General features: G+C 31.8%; 19 protein-coding genes and 1 tRNA gene. 5 read left to right on the forward strand and 15 right to left on the reverse strand.

The genetic code is table 11. From position 1 onward, the window contains the following. Window positions 1-85: 85 nt before the first annotated feature. The 3 genes from pgk to HMPREF3131_RS09750 all read right to left on the reverse strand — a co-directional run bounded on the left by pgk (window position 86) and on the right by HMPREF3131_RS09750 (window position 3,495). On the reverse strand, window positions 86-1,276 hold the full coding sequence (pgk, locus tag HMPREF3131_RS09740; protein ID WP_017175905.1) for a phosphoglycerate kinase: 1,191 nt from the start codon (window positions 1,274-1,276) through the stop codon (window positions 86-88). A gap of 145 nt (window positions 1,277-1,421) precedes the next feature. Further along, window positions 1,422-2,429, reverse strand: coding sequence for a type I glyceraldehyde-3-phosphate dehydrogenase (gene gap / locus HMPREF3131_RS09745; RefSeq protein WP_017175906.1), 1,008 nt, complete (start codon window positions 2,427-2,429; stop codon window positions 1,422-1,424). A gap of 46 nt (window positions 2,430-2,475) precedes the next feature. After that, a complete protein-coding gene (locus HMPREF3131_RS09750) occupies window positions 2,476-3,495 on the reverse strand; it encodes a sugar-binding transcriptional regulator (protein ID WP_048683224.1) in 1,020 nt (339 codons plus the stop codon). Between the two features lie 266 nt (window positions 3,496-3,761). Between HMPREF3131_RS09750 and HMPREF3131_RS09755 the strand changes: the two genes are divergently transcribed. After that, window positions 3,762-3,989, forward strand: coding sequence for a hypothetical protein (locus tag HMPREF3131_RS09755; RefSeq protein ID WP_049382072.1), 228 nt, complete (start codon window positions 3,762-3,764; stop codon window positions 3,987-3,989). A 52-nt stretch (window positions 3,990-4,041) separates the two neighbouring features. Here HMPREF3131_RS09755 and HMPREF3131_RS09760 read toward each other — a convergent pair whose 3' ends face one another. Further along, window positions 4,042-4,806, reverse strand: coding sequence for a DUF4887 domain-containing protein (locus tag HMPREF3131_RS09760; RefSeq protein WP_049382073.1), 765 nt, complete (start codon window positions 4,804-4,806; stop codon window positions 4,042-4,044). A gap of 187 nt (window positions 4,807-4,993) precedes the next feature. Here HMPREF3131_RS09760 and HMPREF3131_RS11380 point away from each other — a divergent pair, with 187 nt between their 5' ends. From HMPREF3131_RS11380 to HMPREF3131_RS09770, 3 genes are all read left to right on the forward strand, one after another. Continuing rightward, window positions 4,994-5,164: a hypothetical protein gene (locus HMPREF3131_RS11380; RefSeq protein WP_002448117.1), complete on the forward strand. Its 171-nt coding sequence runs from the start codon at window positions 4,994-4,996 to the stop codon at window positions 5,162-5,164. A 269-nt stretch (window positions 5,165-5,433) separates the two neighbouring features. Further along, a complete protein-coding gene (locus HMPREF3131_RS09765) occupies window positions 5,434-6,333 on the forward strand; it encodes a TIGR01777 family oxidoreductase (RefSeq protein ID WP_048761426.1) in 900 nt (299 codons plus the stop codon). A 17-nt stretch (window positions 6,334-6,350) separates the two neighbouring features. Further along, on the forward strand, window positions 6,351-6,533 hold the full coding sequence (locus HMPREF3131_RS09770; RefSeq protein WP_048761424.1) for a hypothetical protein: 183 nt from the start codon (window positions 6,351-6,353) through the stop codon (window positions 6,531-6,533). A 51-nt stretch (window positions 6,534-6,584) separates the two neighbouring features. Here HMPREF3131_RS09770 and clpP read toward each other — a convergent pair whose 3' ends face one another. After that, window positions 6,585-7,172 (reverse strand): ATP-dependent Clp endopeptidase proteolytic subunit ClpP, encoded by a 588-nt coding sequence (clpP, locus tag HMPREF3131_RS09775; RefSeq protein ID WP_070436759.1) that lies wholly within the window; start codon window positions 7,170-7,172, stop codon window positions 6,585-6,587. A gap of 177 nt (window positions 7,173-7,349) precedes the next feature. On the opposite strand from clpP, the gene HMPREF3131_RS09780 reads away from it, so the two are divergent. Beyond that, window positions 7,350-7,421, forward strand: a tRNA-Arg gene (locus HMPREF3131_RS09780). A 24-nt stretch (window positions 7,422-7,445) separates the two neighbouring features. Here HMPREF3131_RS09780 and whiA read toward each other — a convergent pair. The 10 genes from whiA to uvrB all read right to left on the reverse strand — a co-directional run bounded on the left by whiA (window position 7,446) and on the right by uvrB (window position 20,278). Further along, complete coding sequence (gene whiA, locus HMPREF3131_RS09785) at window positions 7,446-8,390, reverse strand: DNA-binding protein WhiA (RefSeq protein ID WP_019834952.1); 945 nt, start codon at window positions 8,388-8,390, stop codon at window positions 7,446-7,448. Window positions 8,391-8,492: 102 nt separating this feature from the next. After that, entirely contained in the window at window positions 8,493-9,479 is a 987-nt protein-coding gene (yvcK, locus tag HMPREF3131_RS09790) for a gluconeogenesis factor YvcK family protein (protein WP_070436761.1), read from the reverse strand. Continuing rightward, complete coding sequence (rapZ, locus tag HMPREF3131_RS09795; protein WP_002448066.1) at window positions 9,476-10,390, reverse strand: RNase adapter RapZ; 915 nt, start codon at window positions 10,388-10,390, stop codon at window positions 9,476-9,478. The genes yvcK and rapZ overlap by 4 nt, the downstream gene beginning before the upstream one ends. Window positions 10,391-10,543: 153 nt before the next feature. Then, on the reverse strand, window positions 10,544-11,485 hold the full coding sequence (gene trxB, locus HMPREF3131_RS09800) for a thioredoxin-disulfide reductase (RefSeq protein WP_002448085.1): 942 nt from the start codon (window positions 11,483-11,485) through the stop codon (window positions 10,544-10,546). A gap of 63 nt (window positions 11,486-11,548) precedes the next feature. Continuing rightward, window positions 11,549-12,988 carry a tetratricopeptide repeat protein gene (locus tag HMPREF3131_RS09805; protein ID WP_070436763.1) on the reverse strand — a complete coding sequence of 480 codons (1,440 nt, stop codon included), beginning with the start codon at window positions 12,986-12,988 and terminating at the stop codon, window positions 11,549-11,551. Between the two features lie 17 nt (window positions 12,989-13,005). Continuing rightward, window positions 13,006-13,485: an acyltransferase gene (locus HMPREF3131_RS09810; RefSeq protein WP_002455611.1), complete on the reverse strand. Its 480-nt coding sequence runs from the start codon at window positions 13,483-13,485 to the stop codon at window positions 13,006-13,008. Beyond that, window positions 13,485-14,327, reverse strand: coding sequence for a prolipoprotein diacylglyceryl transferase (gene lgt / locus HMPREF3131_RS09815; RefSeq protein ID WP_048680598.1), 843 nt, complete (start codon window positions 14,325-14,327; stop codon window positions 13,485-13,487). Before lgt ends, HMPREF3131_RS09810 begins: the two co-directional genes overlap by 1 nt. A gap of 3 nt (window positions 14,328-14,330) precedes the next feature. Beyond that, window positions 14,331-15,266, reverse strand: coding sequence for an HPr(Ser) kinase/phosphatase (gene hprK / locus HMPREF3131_RS09820; RefSeq protein WP_002448148.1), 936 nt, complete (start codon window positions 15,264-15,266; stop codon window positions 14,331-14,333). A gap of 178 nt (window positions 15,267-15,444) precedes the next feature. Then, window positions 15,445-18,285 carry an excinuclease ABC subunit UvrA gene (gene uvrA / locus HMPREF3131_RS09825; protein ID WP_070436765.1) on the reverse strand — a complete coding sequence of 947 codons (2,841 nt, stop codon included), beginning with the start codon at window positions 18,283-18,285 and terminating at the stop codon, window positions 15,445-15,447. A gap of 7 nt (window positions 18,286-18,292) precedes the next feature. Continuing rightward, window positions 18,293-20,278: an excinuclease ABC subunit UvrB gene (gene uvrB / locus HMPREF3131_RS09830; protein WP_070436767.1), complete on the reverse strand. Its 1,986-nt coding sequence runs from the start codon at window positions 20,276-20,278 to the stop codon at window positions 18,293-18,295. Between the last annotated feature and the right edge of the window lie 40 nt (window positions 20,279-20,318).

Raw genomic sequence — 20,318 nt, forward strand, 5'->3', positions numbered from 1 at the left:
TTAAACTTAATTATAAATATTTACGTTCTTTTATTGTTTTCCCATGAAAATCATAAAAGAAACATTTTTATTATTCAAATAAATATTATTTATCGTTAATTGCTTTGATACCAGGTAATTCTTTACCTTCAAGGTATTCTAATGAAGCACCGCCACCAGTTGAAATATGAGTGAAATCATCTTCAAATCCTAGTGAAATTGCAGCCGCTGCTGAATCACCGCCGCCGATAATTGTGATTGCATCTTCTAAGTTAGCAATTGCTTTACATACACCGATTGTACCTTTAGCAAAATTACTAAATTCAAATACACCCATAGGTCCGTTCCATACTACTGTGTGAGCACCTTGTAATTCTTTAGTAAATAACTCGATTGTTTTTGGTCCAATATCCATTGCTTCTTGATCACTTGGAATTTCATCAATAGACACTTCAGTGATTTTAGCATCATTTGAAAATTCTTTAGCTACTTTACAATCAACAGGTAATACAATTTGATCGCCATTTTTTTCTAAAAGTTCTTTAGCAAAGTCAATTTTATCTTCTTCTAATAAAGATAGACCAATTTCTTTACCTTGTGCTTTTAAAAATGTATATGCCATACCGCCACCAATAATGATTTTATCAGCGATATTCACTAAATTTTTAATAACACCAATTTTGTCAGATACTTTAGCACCACCTAAAATAGCCACAACTGGTTTATGTGGATCATTTACCACACCACCGATAAATTTAATTTCTTTTTCCATTAGGTAGCCTGCAGCTGTTTCTAGATGAGTAGAAATACCAACATTTGAAGCATGTTCACGGTGTGCAGTACCAAATGCATCATTTACAAACACATCACCTAATGATGCCCAATACTTACCTAATTCAGGATCATTTTTAGATTCTTTTTTACCATCTAAATCTTCAAAACGAGTATTTTCAACTAATAATACATCGCCTTCATTTAAATTTTTAATTGCAGATTCTAATTTTTCACCGCGTGTTTCTGGAATAAACACAACTTCTTTGCCTAATTTTTCAGTTAATGAATCCGCTACTGGTTTTAAAGTTAACTCTTTTTTATCACTTTCTTCTTTAACTTTACCTAAATGAGAGAATAATACTAATTTACCGCCTTGTTCTAAAATATATTTAATTGTTGGTAAAGCTTGAACAATACGGTTATCATTTGTAATTTCACCGTTTTTTAAAGGTACATTAAAATCAGCACGTTCAAGTACAACTTTCCCTTTTAAGTCTAAATCAGAAACAATTTTTTTTGCCATTATAATTTCCTCCTTTAAATAGGAATTATTAATATAAAAATAAGCGGAGAAGCGTTAGTGCTCCCCGCTTACTCATAAGCTAACTTCATTCAACATTTTATATAAGTGTACTGAGCACAAGTTTTTATTAAACTAGGCTACGAAATTATTTAGTTAATTCAGCTAAATATTCTAAAGTACGTACTAATTGAGAAGTATAAGACATTTCGTTGTCATACCAAGCAGCTACTTTAACTAATTGTTTGTCGCCAACTGAGATGACACGAGTTTGAGTTGCATCGAATAATGAACCAAAGTTCATACCAACAATATCTGATGATACGATTTCATCTTCAGTGTAACCGAATGATTCGTCAGCAGCATTTTTCATTGCTTTGTTAACATCTTCAACTGTTACTTCTTTTTCTAATACAACTGTTACTTCAGTTAATGAACCAGTAGCTACTGGTACACGTTGTGCTCCACCATCTAATTTACCATCGATTTCAGGAATTACTTTACCGATAGCTTTAGCTGCACCTGTTGAGTTAGGTACGATGTTTTGTGCTGCTGCACGTGCACGACGTTTGTCACCTTTTTTGTGTGGACCATCTTGAGTCATTTGGTCGCCAGTGTAAGCGTGAATAGTTGTCATTAAACCTTCAACAATACCAAATTCGTCATTTAAAACTTTAGCAACTGGTGCTAATGAGTTTGTAGTACATGAAGCACCTGATACTACTGTTTCAGATCCGTCTAAATCTTTGTGGTTTGTGTTAAATACGATAGTTTTAACATCACCTTTAGCTGGAGCAGAAATTAATACTTTTTTAGCTCCTGCATTAATGTGTGCTTCAGCTTTTTCTTTTTCTGTATAGAAACCAGTACATTCTAATACTACGTCGATATCTAAATCGCCCCATGGTAATTTACTTGCATCTGGTTCTTCAAAAGATTTAACTTCTTTACCATTTACACGGAAACCACCTTCAACAACTTCTACGTCTCCGTTAAAGCGACCTTGCATAGTGTCATATTTTAATAAATGAGCTAACATTTCGTCGTCTGTTAAGTCGTTTACTGCAACTACTTCAATACCTTCTACGTCTTGAATTCTTCTGAATGCTAAACGACCAATTCTACCAAAACCATTAATTGCTACTTTTACTGCCATTATAATGGCCTCCTTTAAAATGATATTTAAAAAGTTAAATAACTTTTTATTCCTTATTTAGTATTACTTTAGCTGCTGCTTCATCAGTAATTAATATTGTATTTTTGGGAGCAATACTGAGATATGCTTTGATAGCTTCTCCCTTAGACATGCCGCCAGCAACAGCATATATAAATTCTTTGCTTTCTAAATCTTCAAGTTGTAATCCAATAGTTTTTACTTTTTGAACTACATGACCTTGAGCGTCAAAATAATATCCGAAAGCTTCTCCGACGGCTTGATGATGTTGAAGTCTTTCAATCACCTCATCAGATGATTGTCTACGATGCGCCATCTTCAGCGCATCACCAATACCGTGTATTGTTATATTTGCTTGTTTAATCTTTTCTAATGTGTGCACAACTGATGGTTCCATCAGTAATGTATTATATGTTGATTCGCTTACATTATCTGGTACATATAGGGTAGTATAATACCCACCACTTTGTTGTGCCATACTTGCTGCAATTGTATTTGCTTGATAAACCATATTTTCACCAAGACCACCACGTGCCGGAACAAAAAACACATTAAATGGTAATAAATGCATTGCTCGGCTAACATTAGCCATTGTTGATCCGCCTGTCACTGATACAATTGCATCTTCATACAATATATCTTCTAGTAAATGACCTGCTTGTCTACCCATCTCAGACTTAACTTCTTCATGCATGTCAGCATTTCCAGGTATGACATATACTTCTTTAACTCCAAAGTTGGACTTAATATGTTTAGCATAATGATTATCATCTTTATACACTTTAAAGTAATCACTTAATTGATTAAGTACTTTTGTACCTTCCTCGGTGATTTCCATACCAGTTGATTTTACTTGTATAAGATTTTGCTTTTTTAATATGTCTGTTTCTGTTCTTAGGACTCTTTCTGTAATATCCATATGTTCGCTTAAACTTCTACGCCCAACAGGTTCATTATTTGAAATTGTCGTTAAGATAGAGAAACGTCGATACATTTTATCAACTAAGTCAGGAACCAACTTTTGTTGTAGTTTAATCAGGTCTTTCACTACTACCTTCCTCCTATTTTTCTCAAAAGGTAATCGAGAGTTAGAGGGGGTTTGACTTTTTTTGTCCCGGGTGGGACAAAATTCAACCTCTTTACAATTGCAATACTACTATTGTCGTTATAAAAAAGCAAGCGAAAACCCTTATTATTTTAAATAATCTGTTAAATATTTAAAATAGGGTATAGTAAATGCAATAGAGTTAACTTTATAGGTTTTTCAAAAATGATGAATTATAATTGAAAATTAACTAGATAGGAGGAATCACTTTGAAATATAAAGACAATAAGGATGTAGAAGTTTTAGATCCTTCTGATAATAGATATAAAGATGATGACTATTTTAAAAGAGAACAAGAATATCGAGATATGTCTGAACATCACAATACAATACGATATCACTATGGTTGTGGTTGTCCTTTTGGTTGTTTCTCTTCCATTTTTATATCGATTGTTCTTTCAATTATCTTAACGTTCTTGCTCAACTGGATATTTTAAAAAAACCTAGAGATACACACATGGTAAAATGTGTATATACCTAGGTCTTTTTTTATTCTTCGTTTGAAGATCTCTGAGATTGTTGGGTATTACTTTTTGATTCTGAAGTTGTTGAACTAGATGATTGTGTTTTAGGCTCGGCAGTAGATGGTTGCGTCGTTGATTTTTGTGTTTGTGATGATTGATTTGTATTAGCTCGTTCTTGTGTAGTAGTTGTGTCATTGTTACTTGAATTATGTTGTGATGTTTCAGTTGAAGCATTAGAACGAGAAGATTGACTTGACTGAGTGCTTTCAGTTGATTTATTTGTTTCTTCTTGCGTTGCTTTTTCTTGAGTTTGTGAGTTTTCTTTTTGTTGGGTACTTTGAATTTGATTTGTACTAGGTTGTTTTGTAGGTGTTTCTTTAGAAGATTGTTGTGTTTGTGCTGTTTTACCTTGATTAGTAGGTTGTACTCTTATTGAATTACTTTGCTTATTAGAATAGTTATCAGTGACATTTGGATTTTTTACATTATCTAATTTATTTTCCTTACTATTATTTGTATTGTTTTCACTTGTTGTATTTTCTTGCGTACTTTCTTCGTTCTTTTTATCACTTTCAGTATCTTTATCTTTCTTATGTTTATGTTCTTCCGTTGATTGATTATTTAAACGTTCATTGACTCTGTTTGAATTATCTACAAAAGCAAAAACTGCAAACACTAATCCACCAAGTAATAGAAGCACAGTAAGTGTACTAATTATTTTAGAAATACCACTCGTTTTTTTCTTTTCATGTGCTTCATAGTCTTTAAGATTTCTATTTTTTTTTGACATGGACTCCCTCACTTCTTAATTATCTATTCATCCTTTAATATAGCAATCTATTTTACATTATTTCCTTTTAAAAAAATAAAAAAACACTTAAGTACATATATAAATGGAATACTCATTCAATTATATATGATAACATCATATATAAATAACTACACTATCAATATGATATAAATTTTGGAGTGACAAAATGAAAAAAGATACTTTTAACACATTATTCAAGCATCACTCAAGCAATAAAATTAAATCTATGATGTTAAGTAATGATGATTTTGATGAAAGTAAAAACTCAAAATTTGATATATTTATTGGCATTTTAATTCCTATAATCATATTATTCTTAATCTTATTTATAAAGTAATATAATAGAAACTTGAAAGAGAAGAGAATAGAAAGAAATTAAAATGACTTTTGTTTTGTAAATTAGTATATTAAAAGTATAAACATACTTTTTAAATATTCTACTATTCTCTATAGCAAAGCTATACTTATTATTATAGCTAAATTTAGGTAATTTAATGACCGTATTTTCTAAAGTTAATGACATAATCTTGAATGCTTTTTGAGCATCTTTCTCTACATTGTCATTAAAAAAATTTATTTTCTTTATAAAAAATGAGGTGTTAGTAAATGAAACAATTTTTAATTACTGGTGGAACTGGAATGGTAGGTAGTCATTTAGTAAATGAAATTAAAAAAAGAGAGGCTCATATTACAATTTTAACTCGTAGTGATAAACAAAGTGATGAGCCTAAGATTACGTATGTTAACTGGTCTAAAAAAGGATGGGAAAATCAAGTACCAGATATTGATGTAATCATTAATTTAGCAGGAGCTACATTAAATAAACGTTGGACATCCTCTTACAAACAAACGATTATGACAAGTCGTATTCAATCGACTGAATCTTTAGTTCATTTATTTGAGCAACGTCAACATAAACCTGAAGTGCTTTTTAATGCAAGTGCTATGGGTTATTATCCTCCAAGTTTACATCGAACTTATACAGAACAATATCAAACACTTCCTTTTGATTTCTTGTCAGATGTCGTTTATCAATGGGAACGATTTGCTCGTCGTTTCGAAAATTTTGGTACACGTGTTATATTGGGAAGATTTAGTATGATTTTGTCTTCTGAAGGTGGCGCACTTCAAACGATGAAACTACCATATAAATTCTACGTAGGCGGCAAATTAGGTTCTGGCCGTCAATGGTATTCTTGGATTCACATAGATGACTTAGTGCGTGCGATTTTATTTACAATTGACGAATCAAATGCAAAAGGTCCATTTAATATGGCTTCTCCAATTCCTGAACGTCAAAATTTATTTGGTTATACACTTGGACGTACGATGCATAAACCACATGAAACGTGGGTGCCATCATTAATTATGCGTGCTGTACTAGGAGAAATGTCGACAGTAGTTCTCGATACTCAAAAAGTCTTACCTAATAAATTAGAAGCATTAGGGTTTAATTTTAGATATAATAATTTAAAAGTTGCACTTGAAGACTTAATTAACGAATAGTATTTGGAGATTTAGTAATGAATGACAACAAGTTAACGTATATCTTACTACTTATCGCTAGTGTATTTTTAATTTTAAATGGTATCTTTGCTTTCGAAAAGAGTATTATTATGGTACTTTTATCTTTCTTCTTTATTATTATAGGATTATTATTAGGGTTTGTAGCTATACATTATTTATTAAAAACTAAAAACCCATAAAAAAGGAAGAGCATCAATGCTCTTCCTTTTTTACATGTTAAACAATTCTATTTACATATCTTCAGGTTGCATTACATAATCAATTAAACCATATTCTTTTGCTTCATCAGCAGTTAAGAAGTTATCACGATCAGTATCTTTTTGAATTGTTTCAATATTTTGACCTGTACGTTCAGCTAAAATACGATTTAATTTTTCACGTGTTTTTAAGATATGGTTAGCAGCAATTTCAATTTCTGTCGCTTGACCTTGAGCGCCACCTAATGGTTGATGAATCATAACTTCAGCGTTTGGTAAGGCAAAACGTTTACCTTTTGTACCAGCTGCTAATAAGAATGATCCCATTGACGCAGCCATACCAATACAAATTGTTTGTACATCTGGTTTAATGTGTTGAATTGTATCGTAAATAGCAAATCCTGCTGTTACACTACCACCTGGAGAATTGATGTATAAATAAATATCTTTTTCAGAATCTTGAGCTTGTAAGAATAATAATTGTGATACAATTGAATTTGCAACATTATCATCAATTGCTGAGCCTAACATAATAATGCGGTCTTTTAATAGACGAGAATAAATATCATATGCGCGTTCACCACGATTTGTTGTTTCAATAACTGTAGGAATTAAATTCATTATATTTCCTCCTTGTAATTAACTGTTATATTTATTTTACAATAAAAGTCAAAAATGGTCAAAAATAATACCTTTACATTTATTTGACGTTGCGTTTTATAATTTTATACACTATTCATATATTCAAATTGTACTGTTAATTATATATTTAGTACAGAAATTAGTTTTTATATTATACTCCTCGTAGTGTAATGGATAGCACGTAAGATTCCGGTTCTTAAGATAGAGGTTCGATTCCTCTCGAGGGGGCTATTTTTTAAAACACATTTTATTTTATAATTCGACTTTTTCTCCATTTCTAATTTTATCAGCGAGTTCATTTAATTTTCGTAAGCGATGATTTACTCCTGACTTAGAAATAGGCCCATTTGATATCATTTCTCCTAATTCTTTCAAAGAAATTTCTTGATGTTCTACTCGTAATTTTGCAATCTCTCTTAAACGATCAGGCAAATTATCTAAACCTATTTCTTCATCAATTAATTGAATGCTTTGTACTTGTTTCATAGCTGCACTCACAGTTTTATTTAAATTAGCTGTTTCACAATTTACTAGTCTATTGACAGAGTTTCTCATATCTCTCACTATTCTTACATCTTCAAATTTTAATAGTGCTTGGTACCCCCCTATCAAACTTAAAAACTCAGAAATTTTCTCCGCTTCTTTCAAATAAGAGATACTTCCTTTTTTTCGTTCTAAATGCTTAGCATTTAATCCATAACTGTTCATTAGTTTAGTTAATCCCTCAGCATGCCCTTCATATTGAGAAAAAATTTCTAAATGGTAGGAAGAGGTTTCTGGGTTGTTTACTGATCCACCCGCTAAAAATGCTCCCCTTAAATAGCTTCTACGCATTTCATCATCTTTAATCATACTCGCATCAATGTCATGAACAAAAATACCATTTTTTAAAATACCTAATTCATCCAGTATTTCTTTAGCACGTACTTTAGTTCGACAAATATAGATATTATTCTTTTTTAATTTCATTTTTTTTCGTACTAAAATTTCTACTTCCACATTAAAAATACGCTTAATTAATGAATATATTCTTCGAGCCGTAGTCGCATTTTCAGTTTGAACATTAATTACAAATTGTTGATTAGATAAACTGAGTGCACCGTTCATCCGAATCAAAGCGCTAAGTTCAGCTTTAGCATTACTTTCATCGACTTCAATACGGGTCAATTCATTTTTCATATCTGATGCAAAACTCATTGATGTTCCCTCCTTTTCTCATCATCATTATTATATGTAATTAACATCTCAAAATATATAACACCCTATATCAAATTATTTTTAAAATCATTAAAATTTAATTTATTTTTTAGGTTTAAATTGAATTGTACTTGTTAATTCAAGTGCTAAATCATATATAAGGTTAGCAAGCACCTTTGTATTATGACGAACGAGGACGTGGTCATAAACTTCTACAAGATTTTTAGAAGTAATCATTTTAATATGATTTTCTGTTAATTTTATTTTATTCATATTAACAGGATAAGCATTACGTTCTTTATATCGTTGAAGAATCTGTTCATCAAATGCATCATTACTACAAATAACATAATCAATAAATGGTTCTCCAGCATGTTGATGAATAGCTTTAATATGATCGTAGACATCATAATCATTTGTTTCTCCTGGTTGAGTCATAATATTAGATATGTATAATTTCGGTGCTTGTGAACTTATTATTGCTTTAGAAATACCTTCAATACACAAATTTGAAATTACACTCGTATACAGTGAACCAGGACCTAGAACAATTAAATCCGCTTCTTGTAAAGCATCAACAGCTTCCTGCATGGGTTCTACATTAGATGGTTCTAAATAGACACGTCGAATTTTTTTATTTTTTTTAGGTATTTTAGATTCACCTTCAACAATCTCACCATCTTCTAATACAGCATTTAACATAACATTAGTATTAGTAGATGGAATCACTTTTCCTTTAATGTTTAAAATTTTACTTAATTCTTTCACTGCATGACCAAAGTCATTTTTTATATTTGTGAGTGCTGCAAGTAATAAATTACCTAATGAGTGACCTTCAATTTGATGTTCTTCAAAACGATACTGAAATAATTCTTCTAGAATAGGTTCCGCATCACTTAGCGCTGCAATGACATTTCTAATATCTCCTGGAGCAGGAATAGACATTTCATCCCTAATTTTACCTGTACTACCACCATCATCTGCGACTGTAACAATAGCAGTGATATCTATTGGATATTCTCGTAATCCTCTAGCTAGTACTGAGAGTCCCGTACCTCCTCCGATTAGTACTACTTTCAACTGTTTCATTTCTTCACGCCACTTTCAATATGTGCATCTCTATGATGAACATACACATTATAATCAAATATATCATTTAACTCTTCTCCGATACGCTTAGCTAAGGCTACAGAGCGATGTTGTCCGCCGGTACACCCTATTGCTATAACCAGTTGCGATTTACCCTCTTTTTTATAACCTGGAATCATAAAAATAAGTAAATCCATTAGTTTTTCAAAGAAAGTTTTAGTTTCTTTCCATTTCATCACATAATTATAAACTGCTTCATCTTCTCCAGTCATCGGTCTCAAGTCTTCAACATAATATGGATTAGGTAAAAAGCGTACATCGAATACTAAATCAGCATCTTTCTGAATACCATGTTTAAATCCAAAACTAGTTACATTAATACTAAATGAATTCATTTTTTCATTGGCGAAACGACGTTTGATTCTTTCTTTTAATTCTTTAGGCTTTAACTCTGTAGTATCAATAATGTAATTCGCTATTGACCTAATATTTGAAAGCAATTGTTGTTCTTCTAGAATTGAATCAATTAAAGACATTTGACCATTTTGATTTAAAGGGTGCGCTCTACGTGATTCTTTATATCTAGAGATTAATTTTTCAGTTGTAGCTTCTAAAAACATAATATCTACAATAACATCATTTCGCGTTTTAATTGCATCAATTTCATCTACAAGTGATTTAAATAACTCTTTTCCTCTTAAATCAATTGCAATTGCTACTTTTTGAAGTGAAGGATTACCTTGCTCCATTAACTCCACAAGTTTAGGTAGTAATATAGGCGGTAAATTATCTACACAGAAAAAGCCAATATCTTCTAAACATTGAATAACTAATGATTTACCAGCGCCAGACAATCCCGTAATAACTAATAGTTCACTTTTGCTCATTTCATCATTTATTTGATTAACCATTCTAAGCACCATCCATTTAAGCATACATATATTTATATAACATCATAGCATATATTTTTACATTGCTAACAATTTGTATCGACTTTACTGCTAAGAAAAAAGCTAGTAATAATACTTCTATCAGAAGTGATTATTCTAGCTTTAATTAATATCTTAAGCTTCTTCTTTATCATTTAATTCTTCGATATAATCAATTGCACTTTGTGCAGCAATACTACCATCACCTGTAGCAGTTACGATTTGACGTAATCCTTTATCTCTCACGTCTCCAGCTGCAAAAATTCCTGGTACAGAAGTAGTCATATCATCTTTTGTAATAATATAGCCCATATCATTTGTAATACCTAAATTATTAAATGGTGCTGTTAGAGGTTTCATACCAATATAAATAAAGACACCGTCTGCATCTAACGTTTGCTCAGACGCATCTTTTGTTGAAACTAACGTTACAGATCCTACTTTTCCATCTTTTTCATTAATTGATTTCAAAGTGTGACTCCAAATAAAATCAATTTTTTCATTTTTAAATGCACGATCTTGTAGAATTTTTTGGGCTCTTAGTTCGTCTCTTCGATGAACAATTGTTACTTTATCAGCGAATTTAGTAAGGAATGCACCCTCTTCTACCGCTGAGTCGCCGCCACCAATAACAAATATATTTTTGTTTTTAAAGAATGCGCCATCACATACTGCACAATAACTTACACCACGACCACCTAATTCTTGTTCACCAGGGACACCAATTTTTTTATATTCTGCACCTGTTGAAATAATCACTGCTCTAGCTGTTATTGTTTTATTTCCTAGATTAATCACTTTGTGATCGCCATTATCTTCAATTGATTTGATATCTCCATATTGATAAGAAGCACCAAATTTTTTCGCATGTTCAAACATTTTTGTTGATAAATCTGGACCTGTAATCATTTCAAAGCCTGGAAAATTTTCAACTTCTTCCGTATTTGCCATTTGTCCTCCAGGCATACCACGTTCAATCATCACTGTATTTAGATTTGCACGTGATGCATAAACTGCAGCAGTCATTCCAGCTGGTCCAGCCCCAATTATCGCAACATCAAAATCTACTTCGTTCATTTTTATACCTCCTACGTTTATATTAATACGCGCATTATATAGTATTATTTGCTTTTCATAAATTTATATGCTCAATAATTTATCAATTGCGTTATCTAATTTATATCTTGTAGTATTAAAAATTTCAATAATTTTCTTTTTAGTTATATGCTTTTTATGATAACGGTAATATAAATAAACATGTGCCGCAATATATCTATTTAACTCTTTAAAATTAACGCCTTCAACGATTAAAGCTTCTCCTTTATCAATCCAACTGACAAATAATTCTGTATCAAACGATAGTTCTTCAACGTCATATATTTTCTTTAAGCCTTTATGAATAAAATCAAGCTTATTTAAATGTAATCCTTGAACTAAGTAAGTTAAATATAACTTTTCATAGTCATTCATGTTTTCCAATACTGACCAAATGTCTTCAGTCATTAGTATTTCTTTTCCATTTAACTGATTTAATAAAAATACGCCATATAATCGATAATGACTGTCATCATCTAATAATAAAGGTAATATTTTTTGTTCAAATGTGTATTTACTTTCTTCTAATACCCATGGGGCATACCCCACATTTACTTCAGAAATTTGCAATAATTTATCCCAAAATAGTTTACTTTGTTCTTTATTTCCTAAGTAATAATAGTTATAACTTAAAGCATTAAACATTTGAACTGAAACAAACTTACCCTTTTTATATAAAGGTAATAAAAGTTGTTGAGACGCTTTGTACTGTTTAAGATAACTTAGTACAATACCTAACTTAAAACTTTCATCTTCATTCATCGGCATCACTTTATTTAATATTTTTATATATTTGTGATACTTCTCTGTTTCATTAGTATTATATAATAGCAATGTATAATGACATAGTGCATGAACATCCGAGTTATCTTCAGCAAGCAATGTTTCGAATAATTCTTTAGCAATCTCATATTCACTCAAATAAAGATAACACATTGCTAATAAATTTCTAATAACGCGATGCGACTGAATATCATCGTTTTGTTTTAAAATATACGTTCGTGCTTCTTGTAACCGTCCTTGAGCGAATAAATATTGAAATAATAATTGAACTGCAAATAGTTGTGCTTCCATTTCAATTTTATTTTCTTCAATATAAGAAACTTCGAACATGTTTTCTAATTCTTCTCTAAAAGAATCATCATTTGATAAAACTACATAATTAATACCAAACAAGAAGGCCTTGTTTGGCTCATTAAGTTTAATATTCAGTTGACTCAATTGATAATAACTTTCTGATACATTATGATCATTTATAATGCTTTCATAAAATATTTTTTCTGCTTTTTTATTCAAATTCAATTCATTTAAACAATCGGCATACTTAAGTTTTATATCAAAATCTTCAGGTGACAAATCTAGCACATTTCCATAATATTCAGCTGCTTTTCTATAATTTCTCTGTTTATATTTTTGATCTGCCATCTTTCGATAAAAATTCTCATCAAAAGTCATTGGAATAATTTTTTGTTCCTTTCGTGCCATGCTTTGTCACCACTTTCTTATTTATTATGAATTTGCATGGGGTTTCCAAAAGCAATAGTATCATTGGGAACATCTTTAGAGACGATAGTACCTGCTTTAATCATAACGTTATGACCGATTTTCACTCCAGGTAAAATGGTCACATTTGCTCCAATTAAAGTATGAGAACCAATGTCCACTCGTCCATAACGATACTCATTTACTAAAATTTCATGCGTTAATATTGTTGTATTATAACCAATAACAGTATTACTGCCAATAGATATTAACTGGGGATGAAAAATATCAGGCATTACCTTATAGGCAAATGCAGTTCGTTCCCCAATTGACATCTTCAAGAAATGAATATAAACATATCGTTTCACATTTAAAAAAGGAATAAATCGACTTATTTCTATTATTACTGTATTTTTTAACACTTTAGAAAAACGAACAAATTGGTAAATGCGCCATAAGGGATTCATCGACTGTGTATTAATAATAGTTAATCGTCTCATTATTTTACTTTCCCTCTTGAATTCCAAGTTAATGGTCCAGCATTTTTATAAATAGCTGGTTGATATTTTATTCGACGATAGATAATCAAAGTCATACCAATAATAATTAAAATAATTGAAACAAGTTGAGCTACGCGAATATGACTTGTTAACATTAAACTGTCTGTTCGTAATCCTTCAACGAAGAAGCGTCCTATTGAATACCAAATGAGATATAATGAAAATGTTTCTCCAACGCGTAGATACTTTCTAAGAGTAATTAATATAATAAAACCAAGTATATCCCAAATAGATTCATATAAAAAAGTAGGATGATAGTATACACCTTCAATATACATATTTCGAATAATAAATTCTGGAATATGCATATTTTCTAGAAATGTTCTTGATACTGGTCCGCCATGAGCTTCATGATTCATAAAATTGCCCCATCGACCTATACCTTGAGCTAATATAATGCTTGGTGCAACAATATCTCCAATTTGAAAAGGATTAAGATTTTTCAATTTACATAGAATAATTCCAGTAATAAAGCCACCTATTAATCCACCGTGAATAGCTATCCCGCCATGCCAAATTTTAGGTATTTCTGATGGATTTTCCATATAATAAGGCCATTGAAATATAACAAAATAAATTCTTGCAACTAGAAATCCGAAAATTGCACAATAAAAAATAATATCTACTAATGTATCTTTATGTAGTCCTATAGATTTCAAGCTTTCTTGAGCAATAAAATATCCAATCAATATTCCTACTGCAATAATAATTCCATACCATTTTATCGATAAAGGACCTATATCGATAGCAGTAGGATTGATATAATTCAAATTAAAAAGCATATACTATATCCCTTCATTCTGATTCCCATTCTTGAGAATTTCTTCATTTAAACGCTGATTAAATTCTTCAGCTGTATTAATACCCATGATATTTAAACGATAATTCATTGCAGCTACTTCTATAATAACAGCAACGTTTCTTCCTGGTCTTACAGGAATTGTTTTTTTAGTTATTTCCGTATCTAAAATCTTTAACGTTTCTTCATTTAAGCCAACGCGATCATATAATTTATTCTTATCCCAATTTTCAAGATTTATATTTAACCGTATTTGTTTTTGGGTTAGAATTGACCCCGCTCCAAATAAAGTCATGACATTGATAATTCCTAGTCCACGTATTTCTAATAAATGTTCAATTAACTTAGGTGGTGTACCAATCAATTCGTCTTTCGTAATTTCGCGAATTTCAACATTATCATCTGCTACTAAACGATGACCTCGTTTTACTAATTCTAATGCTGTTTCACTTTTTCCGATGCCAGAGTCTCCTGTAATCAATACGCCTACACCATATACGTCTACTAAAACGCCGTGTAGAGAGGTCGTTTTAGCTAACTCATGTTCTAAAAATGTCGTTAATCGACTCATTAAACTTGTCGTAGCATCTTTAGAAACAATCAAAGGTGTCTCCATTTCTTGAGCCGCTTCAATCAGTTCCTGAGGGGGCTCTAATCCTCTTGTCACAATAATTGCTGGGGTTTCAGGACGACATAATTTTCTCATTCGTCCTCGTCTTTCTTCATCTGGTAATAAATTGTAAAATGATAATTCAGTGGTACCTAATAATTGAATACGATTTGCTGCATAATGAGAAAAATAACCTGCCATTTCTAAACCAGGTCTAGAAATATCAATATTTTTAATTGTTTTATTTAATCCTTTTTCTCCAGTAAATAGCTTCAGTTTTAATACTTTAACCAATCTCTCTGTCGTTAACATGAGTTCACCTCAAAATTCCCTTGAATTAATTCATCTCTTATCATATCAAAAATATAACAATATGTTATATAAAAAAGGAGTAGAAAATTATTTTTCTACTCCTTTTTTCAAAACCATTAAAATGATATTCTACTTCATTTATACTCTAAAAAAGCACTATCGTACATTAAATTCTATTTTATTCATCTCGCACTTTATCACGTTCTAACACTGTTTTTAAGTACTTACCTGTATAAGAAGCTTCCACACTTGCAATCTCTTCTGGCGTTCCAGTTGCAACGATAGTACCGCCACCTTCTCCGCCTTCTGGTCCTAAATCTATAATATAATCTGCTGTTTTAATAACATCTAAATTATGTTCAATAATAACCACTGTATCTCCATTTTCCACAAGACGATTTAATACTTTTAATAATCGACTGATATCGTCAACATGAAGGCCTGTAGTAGGTTCATCTAAGATATAAATTGATCGTCCTGTAGAACGTTTGTGTAATTCTGAAGCCAGTTTCACACGTTGTGCTTCTCCACCAGAAAGTGTGGTTGCTTGTTGTCCTAGAGTAATATAGCCTAATCCTACATCTACAAGTGTTTGTAATTTTCTATGAATTTTAGGAATATTTTCAAAGAAATAAGTCGCTTCTTCTACTGTCATTGCTAATACATCTGCAATATTTTTTCCTTTATATGTGACTTCTAAAGTTTCTCTATTATATCGTTTGCCATCACACACTTCGCATGGCACATATACATCTGGTAAGAAGTGCATTTCTATTTTAATAATGCCATCGCCTTTACAAGCTTCACAACGACCGCCTTTAACATTAAAACTAAAGCGTCCTTTTTGATATCCTCTAATTTTAGCTTCATTCGTTTGAGCAAAAACATCTCTAATGTCATCAAATACACCTGTATATGTCGCCGGGTTAGAACGTGGTGTTCTTCCTATAGGTGACTGATCAATATCTATAATCTTATCTAATTGATCAATCCCTTTGATCTCATCATGCTCTCCAGGTTTAACTTTAGAATTATTAATTGCTTGAGCTAATGATTTATATAACACTTCATTAACTAATGAACTTTTACCTGATCCAGAAACACCTGTTACAACCGTCATTACTGACAATGGAATATCTACATCAACATCTTTTAAATTATTACTTTTTGCACCTTTAATTGATATTTTACGATTCGTAATTTCTCTGCGATGTTCCGGTACGTCAATACGTTTTTTACCGCTCAAATATTGACCAGTTAAGGATTTCTTGTCTTTCATTACCTTTTTAGGAGTCCCACTTGAGACAATTTCACCGCCATGATTACCTGCACCAGGTCCGACATCAACAAGGTAATCGGCTGCTCTCATCGTATCGTCATCATGTTCAACTACAATGAGTGTGTTACCTAAATCTCTCATCTCTTTTAATGTATTGATTAAACGATCATTATCGCGTTGATGTAACCCGATAGAAGGTTCGTCCAATACATAAAGCACGCCTGTCAATCGTGATCCAATTTGAGTAGCAAGACGAATACGTTGTGCTTCTCCACCTGATAATGTTCCTGAAGAACGATTCAGTGTTAAATAATCAAGCCCTACATTATTTAAGAATGTTAATCTTGAAATAATCTCAATTAAAATTTGTTTAGCAATCGCTTTGTCTTGCTCTGATAACTCTATATTCTCATAAAATTTGAGTGCATTTTTAATTGAATATTCTACAACTTCGCCAATATTGTATCCACCAACATATACTGAAAGTGCTTCTTTACTTAAACGTTTACCGTGACATGTTTCACATGGAAGTTCAGTCATATATCTACTCATCATTTCACGTGTATATTCTGATGGTGATTCGTGATAACGTCGATCTATATTAGGGACTACGCCTTCAAATTTCATTTTTCTACGACGTGTGCCTCCATTTCGACTATGAAATGAAAACTCAATTTCTTTGTCGCCTGACCCATTCATAAGAATATCTTTTTGTCTATCAGTCAATTTTTTATATGGCTTATCCATATTAATTTTATAAACTTCACATACTCGTTTTAATAATGTTGGATAAAAGTCGGAACTTGTAGGCTCCCAGGGTTCAATCGCACCTTCATTTAAAGTTTTATTAGTATCAGGAACAACCAAATCTAGATCTACTGTAAGTCTTTGACCTAATCCATCACATGTTGGACAAGCACCGAATGGGCTATTAAAACTAAACATTCTAGGTTCTAATTCACCTATAGAAAATCCACAAATTGGACAAGCATGATTTTCAGAGAATTTGAGATCTTCTCCACCAATGACATCAACAGTAAGGTTTCCTTCACCTAGCTCTAAACTTGTTTCTATTGAATCTGCTAATCTTGTTTCTATTCCTGATTTTACAACTAAACGATCTACAACTACTTCAATAGTATGATTTTTATTTTTATCTAGTGCAGGAACCTCGTTTACATCGACCACTTCACCATTGACACGTAATCTGACATATCCCTTTTTGCCAATATCTTCAATTAATTTTTCATGGCTCCCTTTTCTATGTGAAACTAAAGGAGCTAAAATTTGAATTTTAGTTCTTTCTTCTAATTCTAATATACGATCTACCATTTGCTGGACGGTTTGCGATTCAATTTCGATTCCATGATATGGACAAAATGCTTTCCCCACACGTGCATATAATAATCGAATGTAATCATATATTTCAGTCACAGTAGCTACTGTAGAACGCGGGTTTTTACTTGTCGTTTTTTGGTCAATTGAAATTGCAGGTGATAGTCCTTCAATGGTATCAACATCTGGCTTATCCATTTGTCCTAAAAATTGTCGTGCGTAGGCACTTAACGATTCTACATAGCGACGTTGTCCTTCAGCATATATTGTGTCAAATGCAAGTGATGATTTTCCCGACCCAGAGAGACCAGTCATCACTATAAGTTTGTTCTTTGGTAACTCAATATCGATATCTTTTAAGTTATGTGCTCTTGCACCTTTAACTACGATACTTGGACCTTTCATGTAATAATCACCCTTCTGCTTTTAGTTCAAATAACATATCTCTCAATTCTGTTGCTCTTTCAAAGTCTAAATCTTTAGCTGCTTTTTTCATTTCTTTTTCAATATTTTCAATTGTTTTCTGACGTTCTTTCTTTGTCATTTTCTTAGGTACTTCAGTTTGTTGCTTTTCATTTGTTTCATCATTATCCACTGTTGCACTAATGGCATCATGTATTTTTTTATTGATTGTTTTAGGAGTAATACCATATTTTTCGTTATGTGCCATTTGTATTTCTCGACGACGCTGTGTTTCATCAATTGCGTACTGCATAGAGTCTGTTATCTTATCGGCATACATGATAACTTCTCCTTTATCGTTACGTGCAGCACGTCCGATAGTTTGAATAAGTGAACGATTTGAACGTAAAAATCCTTCTTTATCTGCATCTAAAATAACTACTAACGACACTTCAGGTATATCAATACCCTCTCTAAGCAAATTGATACCTACTACAGCATCATACGTGCCCATTCTTAAATCACGTATGATTTCTATACGTTCAAGTGTTTTGATTTCAGAATGAAGATAATTCACTTTAATTCCTGCCTCTTTCATATATGTTGTCAAATCTTCACTCATTTTTTTAGTTAAGGTTGTAACAAGCACACGTTCATTCCTATCAATTCTTTCTTGAATTTCACTGAGTAAATCATCAATTTGATTCTTCGTAGGTCGAACATCAATTTTAGGATCTAATAAACCAGTTGGTCGAATAATTTGTTCTACCATTTTATCAGTATGTTCAATTTCATATGGACCAGGTGTTGCAGAAACATAAACGAGCTGTTTAGTTTTTTGTTCAAATTCTTCAAATTTAAGTGGACGGTTATCCATAGCACTTGGTAAACGGAAACCATGATCTACGAGTACTTTTTTACGTGCTTGGTCTCCATTGAACATACCTCTAATTTGTGGTAACGTCACGTGCGACTCATCTATCATTACAAGCCAATCATCACCAAAATAATCAAGTAACGTATAAGGTGTGGAACCAAGTGGTCTTAATGTTAAATGAACAGAATAATTCTCTATTCCTGAACAAAAGCCCATCTCTCTCATCATTTCTAAGTCATAATTTGTACGTTGTTCTAGACGTTGTGCTTCTAATAATTTATTTTCAGCTTTCAATTCTTTTAATCGCTCTTCAAGTTCTTTTTCAATACGTTCAATAGCGACTTTCATTTTTTCTTCTCTAGTAACGAAATGGGAAGCCGGGAATATAGCAAAATGTTCTCTTTCACGTATCACTTCACCAGTTAGATAATTTACTTCTCTGATTCTATCAACTTCATCGCCAAAAAATTCTACTCGGATACACATTTCTTCCCTTGAAGCAGGAAAGATTTCTACAACATCTCCTCTTACTCTAAATGTACCACGTTGAAAATCGATGTCGTTTCTTGAATATTGAACATCGACTAATTTTCGAAGAAGCTCACTTCTATCCATTTCCATCCCTACTCGAACGCTAACAACTAAATCTTTGTATTCTTCTGGATTACCTAAACCATAAATACAACTTACACTTGCAATAATAATCACATCATCACGTTCGAATAAAGCACTTGTAGCTGAATGTCGTAACTGATCGATTTCATCGTTAATTGAGGCGTCTTTTTCGATAAATGTATCCGTTGATGGCACATATGCTTCAGGTTGATAATAGTCGTAGTAACTTACGAAATATTCTACCCTATTTTCAGGAAAGAACTCTTTAAATTCACTATACAATTGACCTGCTAACGTTTTATTATGCGCTATAATTAATGTAGGTTTTCCAACTTCTTTAATTACATTACTCATGGTAAATGTTTTACCAGTACCCGTTGCACCAAGTAATGTTTGATGACGTTTACCAGCTTTAACACCTTCAACAATTTTTTTTATGGCTTGAGGCTGGTCTCCTTGTGGTTCAAATTCAGAATTTAATTTAAAAGGATGATGTTCTACCATTCTTTCAAGCGCCTCCTCAGTTTATTTTATTAAATGTTTA

Source organism: Staphylococcus sp. HMSC14C01 (genome assembly GCF_001808085.1).
GTDB lineage: Bacteria > Bacillota > Bacilli > Staphylococcales > Staphylococcaceae > Staphylococcus > Staphylococcus hominis.

What these genes read in the sequence shown, in the direction of transcription:
- rapZ (WP_002448066.1), bottom strand. Translation starts at nt 10,390, where the DNA reads ATGGTTAATCAAATAAATGATGAAATGAGCAAAAGTGAACTATTAGTT.
- HMPREF3131_RS09765 (WP_048761426.1), top strand. Translation starts at nt 5,434, where the DNA reads ATGAAACAATTTTTAATTACTGGTGGAACTGGAATGGTAGGTAGTCAT.
- uvrA (WP_070436765.1), bottom strand. Translation starts at nt 18,285, where the DNA reads ATGAAAGGTCCAAGTATCGTAGTTAAAGGTGCAAGAGCACATAACTTA.
- trxB (WP_002448085.1), bottom strand. Translation starts at nt 11,485, where the DNA reads ATGAACGAAGTAGATTTTGATGTTGCGATAATTGGGGCTGGACCAGCT.
- yvcK (WP_070436761.1), bottom strand. Translation starts at nt 9,479, where the DNA reads ATGAAACAGTTGAAAGTAGTACTAATCGGAGGAGGTACGGGACTCTCA.
- HMPREF3131_RS09760 (WP_049382073.1), bottom strand. Translation starts at nt 4,806, where the DNA reads ATGTCAAAAAAAAATAGAAATCTTAAAGACTATGAAGCACATGAAAAG.
- clpP (WP_070436759.1), bottom strand. Translation starts at nt 7,172, where the DNA reads ATGAATTTAATTCCTACAGTTATTGAAACAACAAATCGTGGTGAACGC.
- uvrB (WP_070436767.1), bottom strand. Translation starts at nt 20,278, where the DNA reads ATGGTAGAACATCATCCTTTTAAATTAAATTCTGAATTTGAACCACAA.
- whiA (WP_019834952.1), bottom strand. Translation starts at nt 8,390, where the DNA reads ATGAGTTTTGCATCAGATATGAAAAATGAATTGACCCGTATTGAAGTC.
- hprK (WP_002448148.1), bottom strand. Translation starts at nt 15,266, where the DNA reads ATGTTAACGACAGAGAGATTGGTTAAAGTATTAAAACTGAAGCTATTT.
- HMPREF3131_RS09805 (WP_070436763.1), bottom strand. Translation starts at nt 12,988, where the DNA reads ATGGCACGAAAGGAACAAAAAATTATTCCAATGACTTTTGATGAGAAT.
- HMPREF3131_RS11380 (WP_002448117.1), top strand. Translation starts at nt 4,994, where the DNA reads ATGAAAAAAGATACTTTTAACACATTATTCAAGCATCACTCAAGCAAT.
- lgt (WP_048680598.1), bottom strand. Translation starts at nt 14,327, where the DNA reads ATGCTTTTTAATTTGAATTATATCAATCCTACTGCTATCGATATAGGT.
- gap (WP_017175906.1), bottom strand. Translation starts at nt 2,429, where the DNA reads ATGGCAGTAAAAGTAGCAATTAATGGTTTTGGTAGAATTGGTCGTTTA.
- pgk (WP_017175905.1), bottom strand. Translation starts at nt 1,276, where the DNA reads ATGGCAAAAAAAATTGTTTCTGATTTAGACTTAAAAGGGAAAGTTGTA.
- HMPREF3131_RS09770 (WP_048761424.1), top strand. Translation starts at nt 6,351, where the DNA reads ATGAATGACAACAAGTTAACGTATATCTTACTACTTATCGCTAGTGTA.
- HMPREF3131_RS09810 (WP_002455611.1), bottom strand. Translation starts at nt 13,485, where the DNA reads ATGAGACGATTAACTATTATTAATACACAGTCGATGAATCCCTTATGG.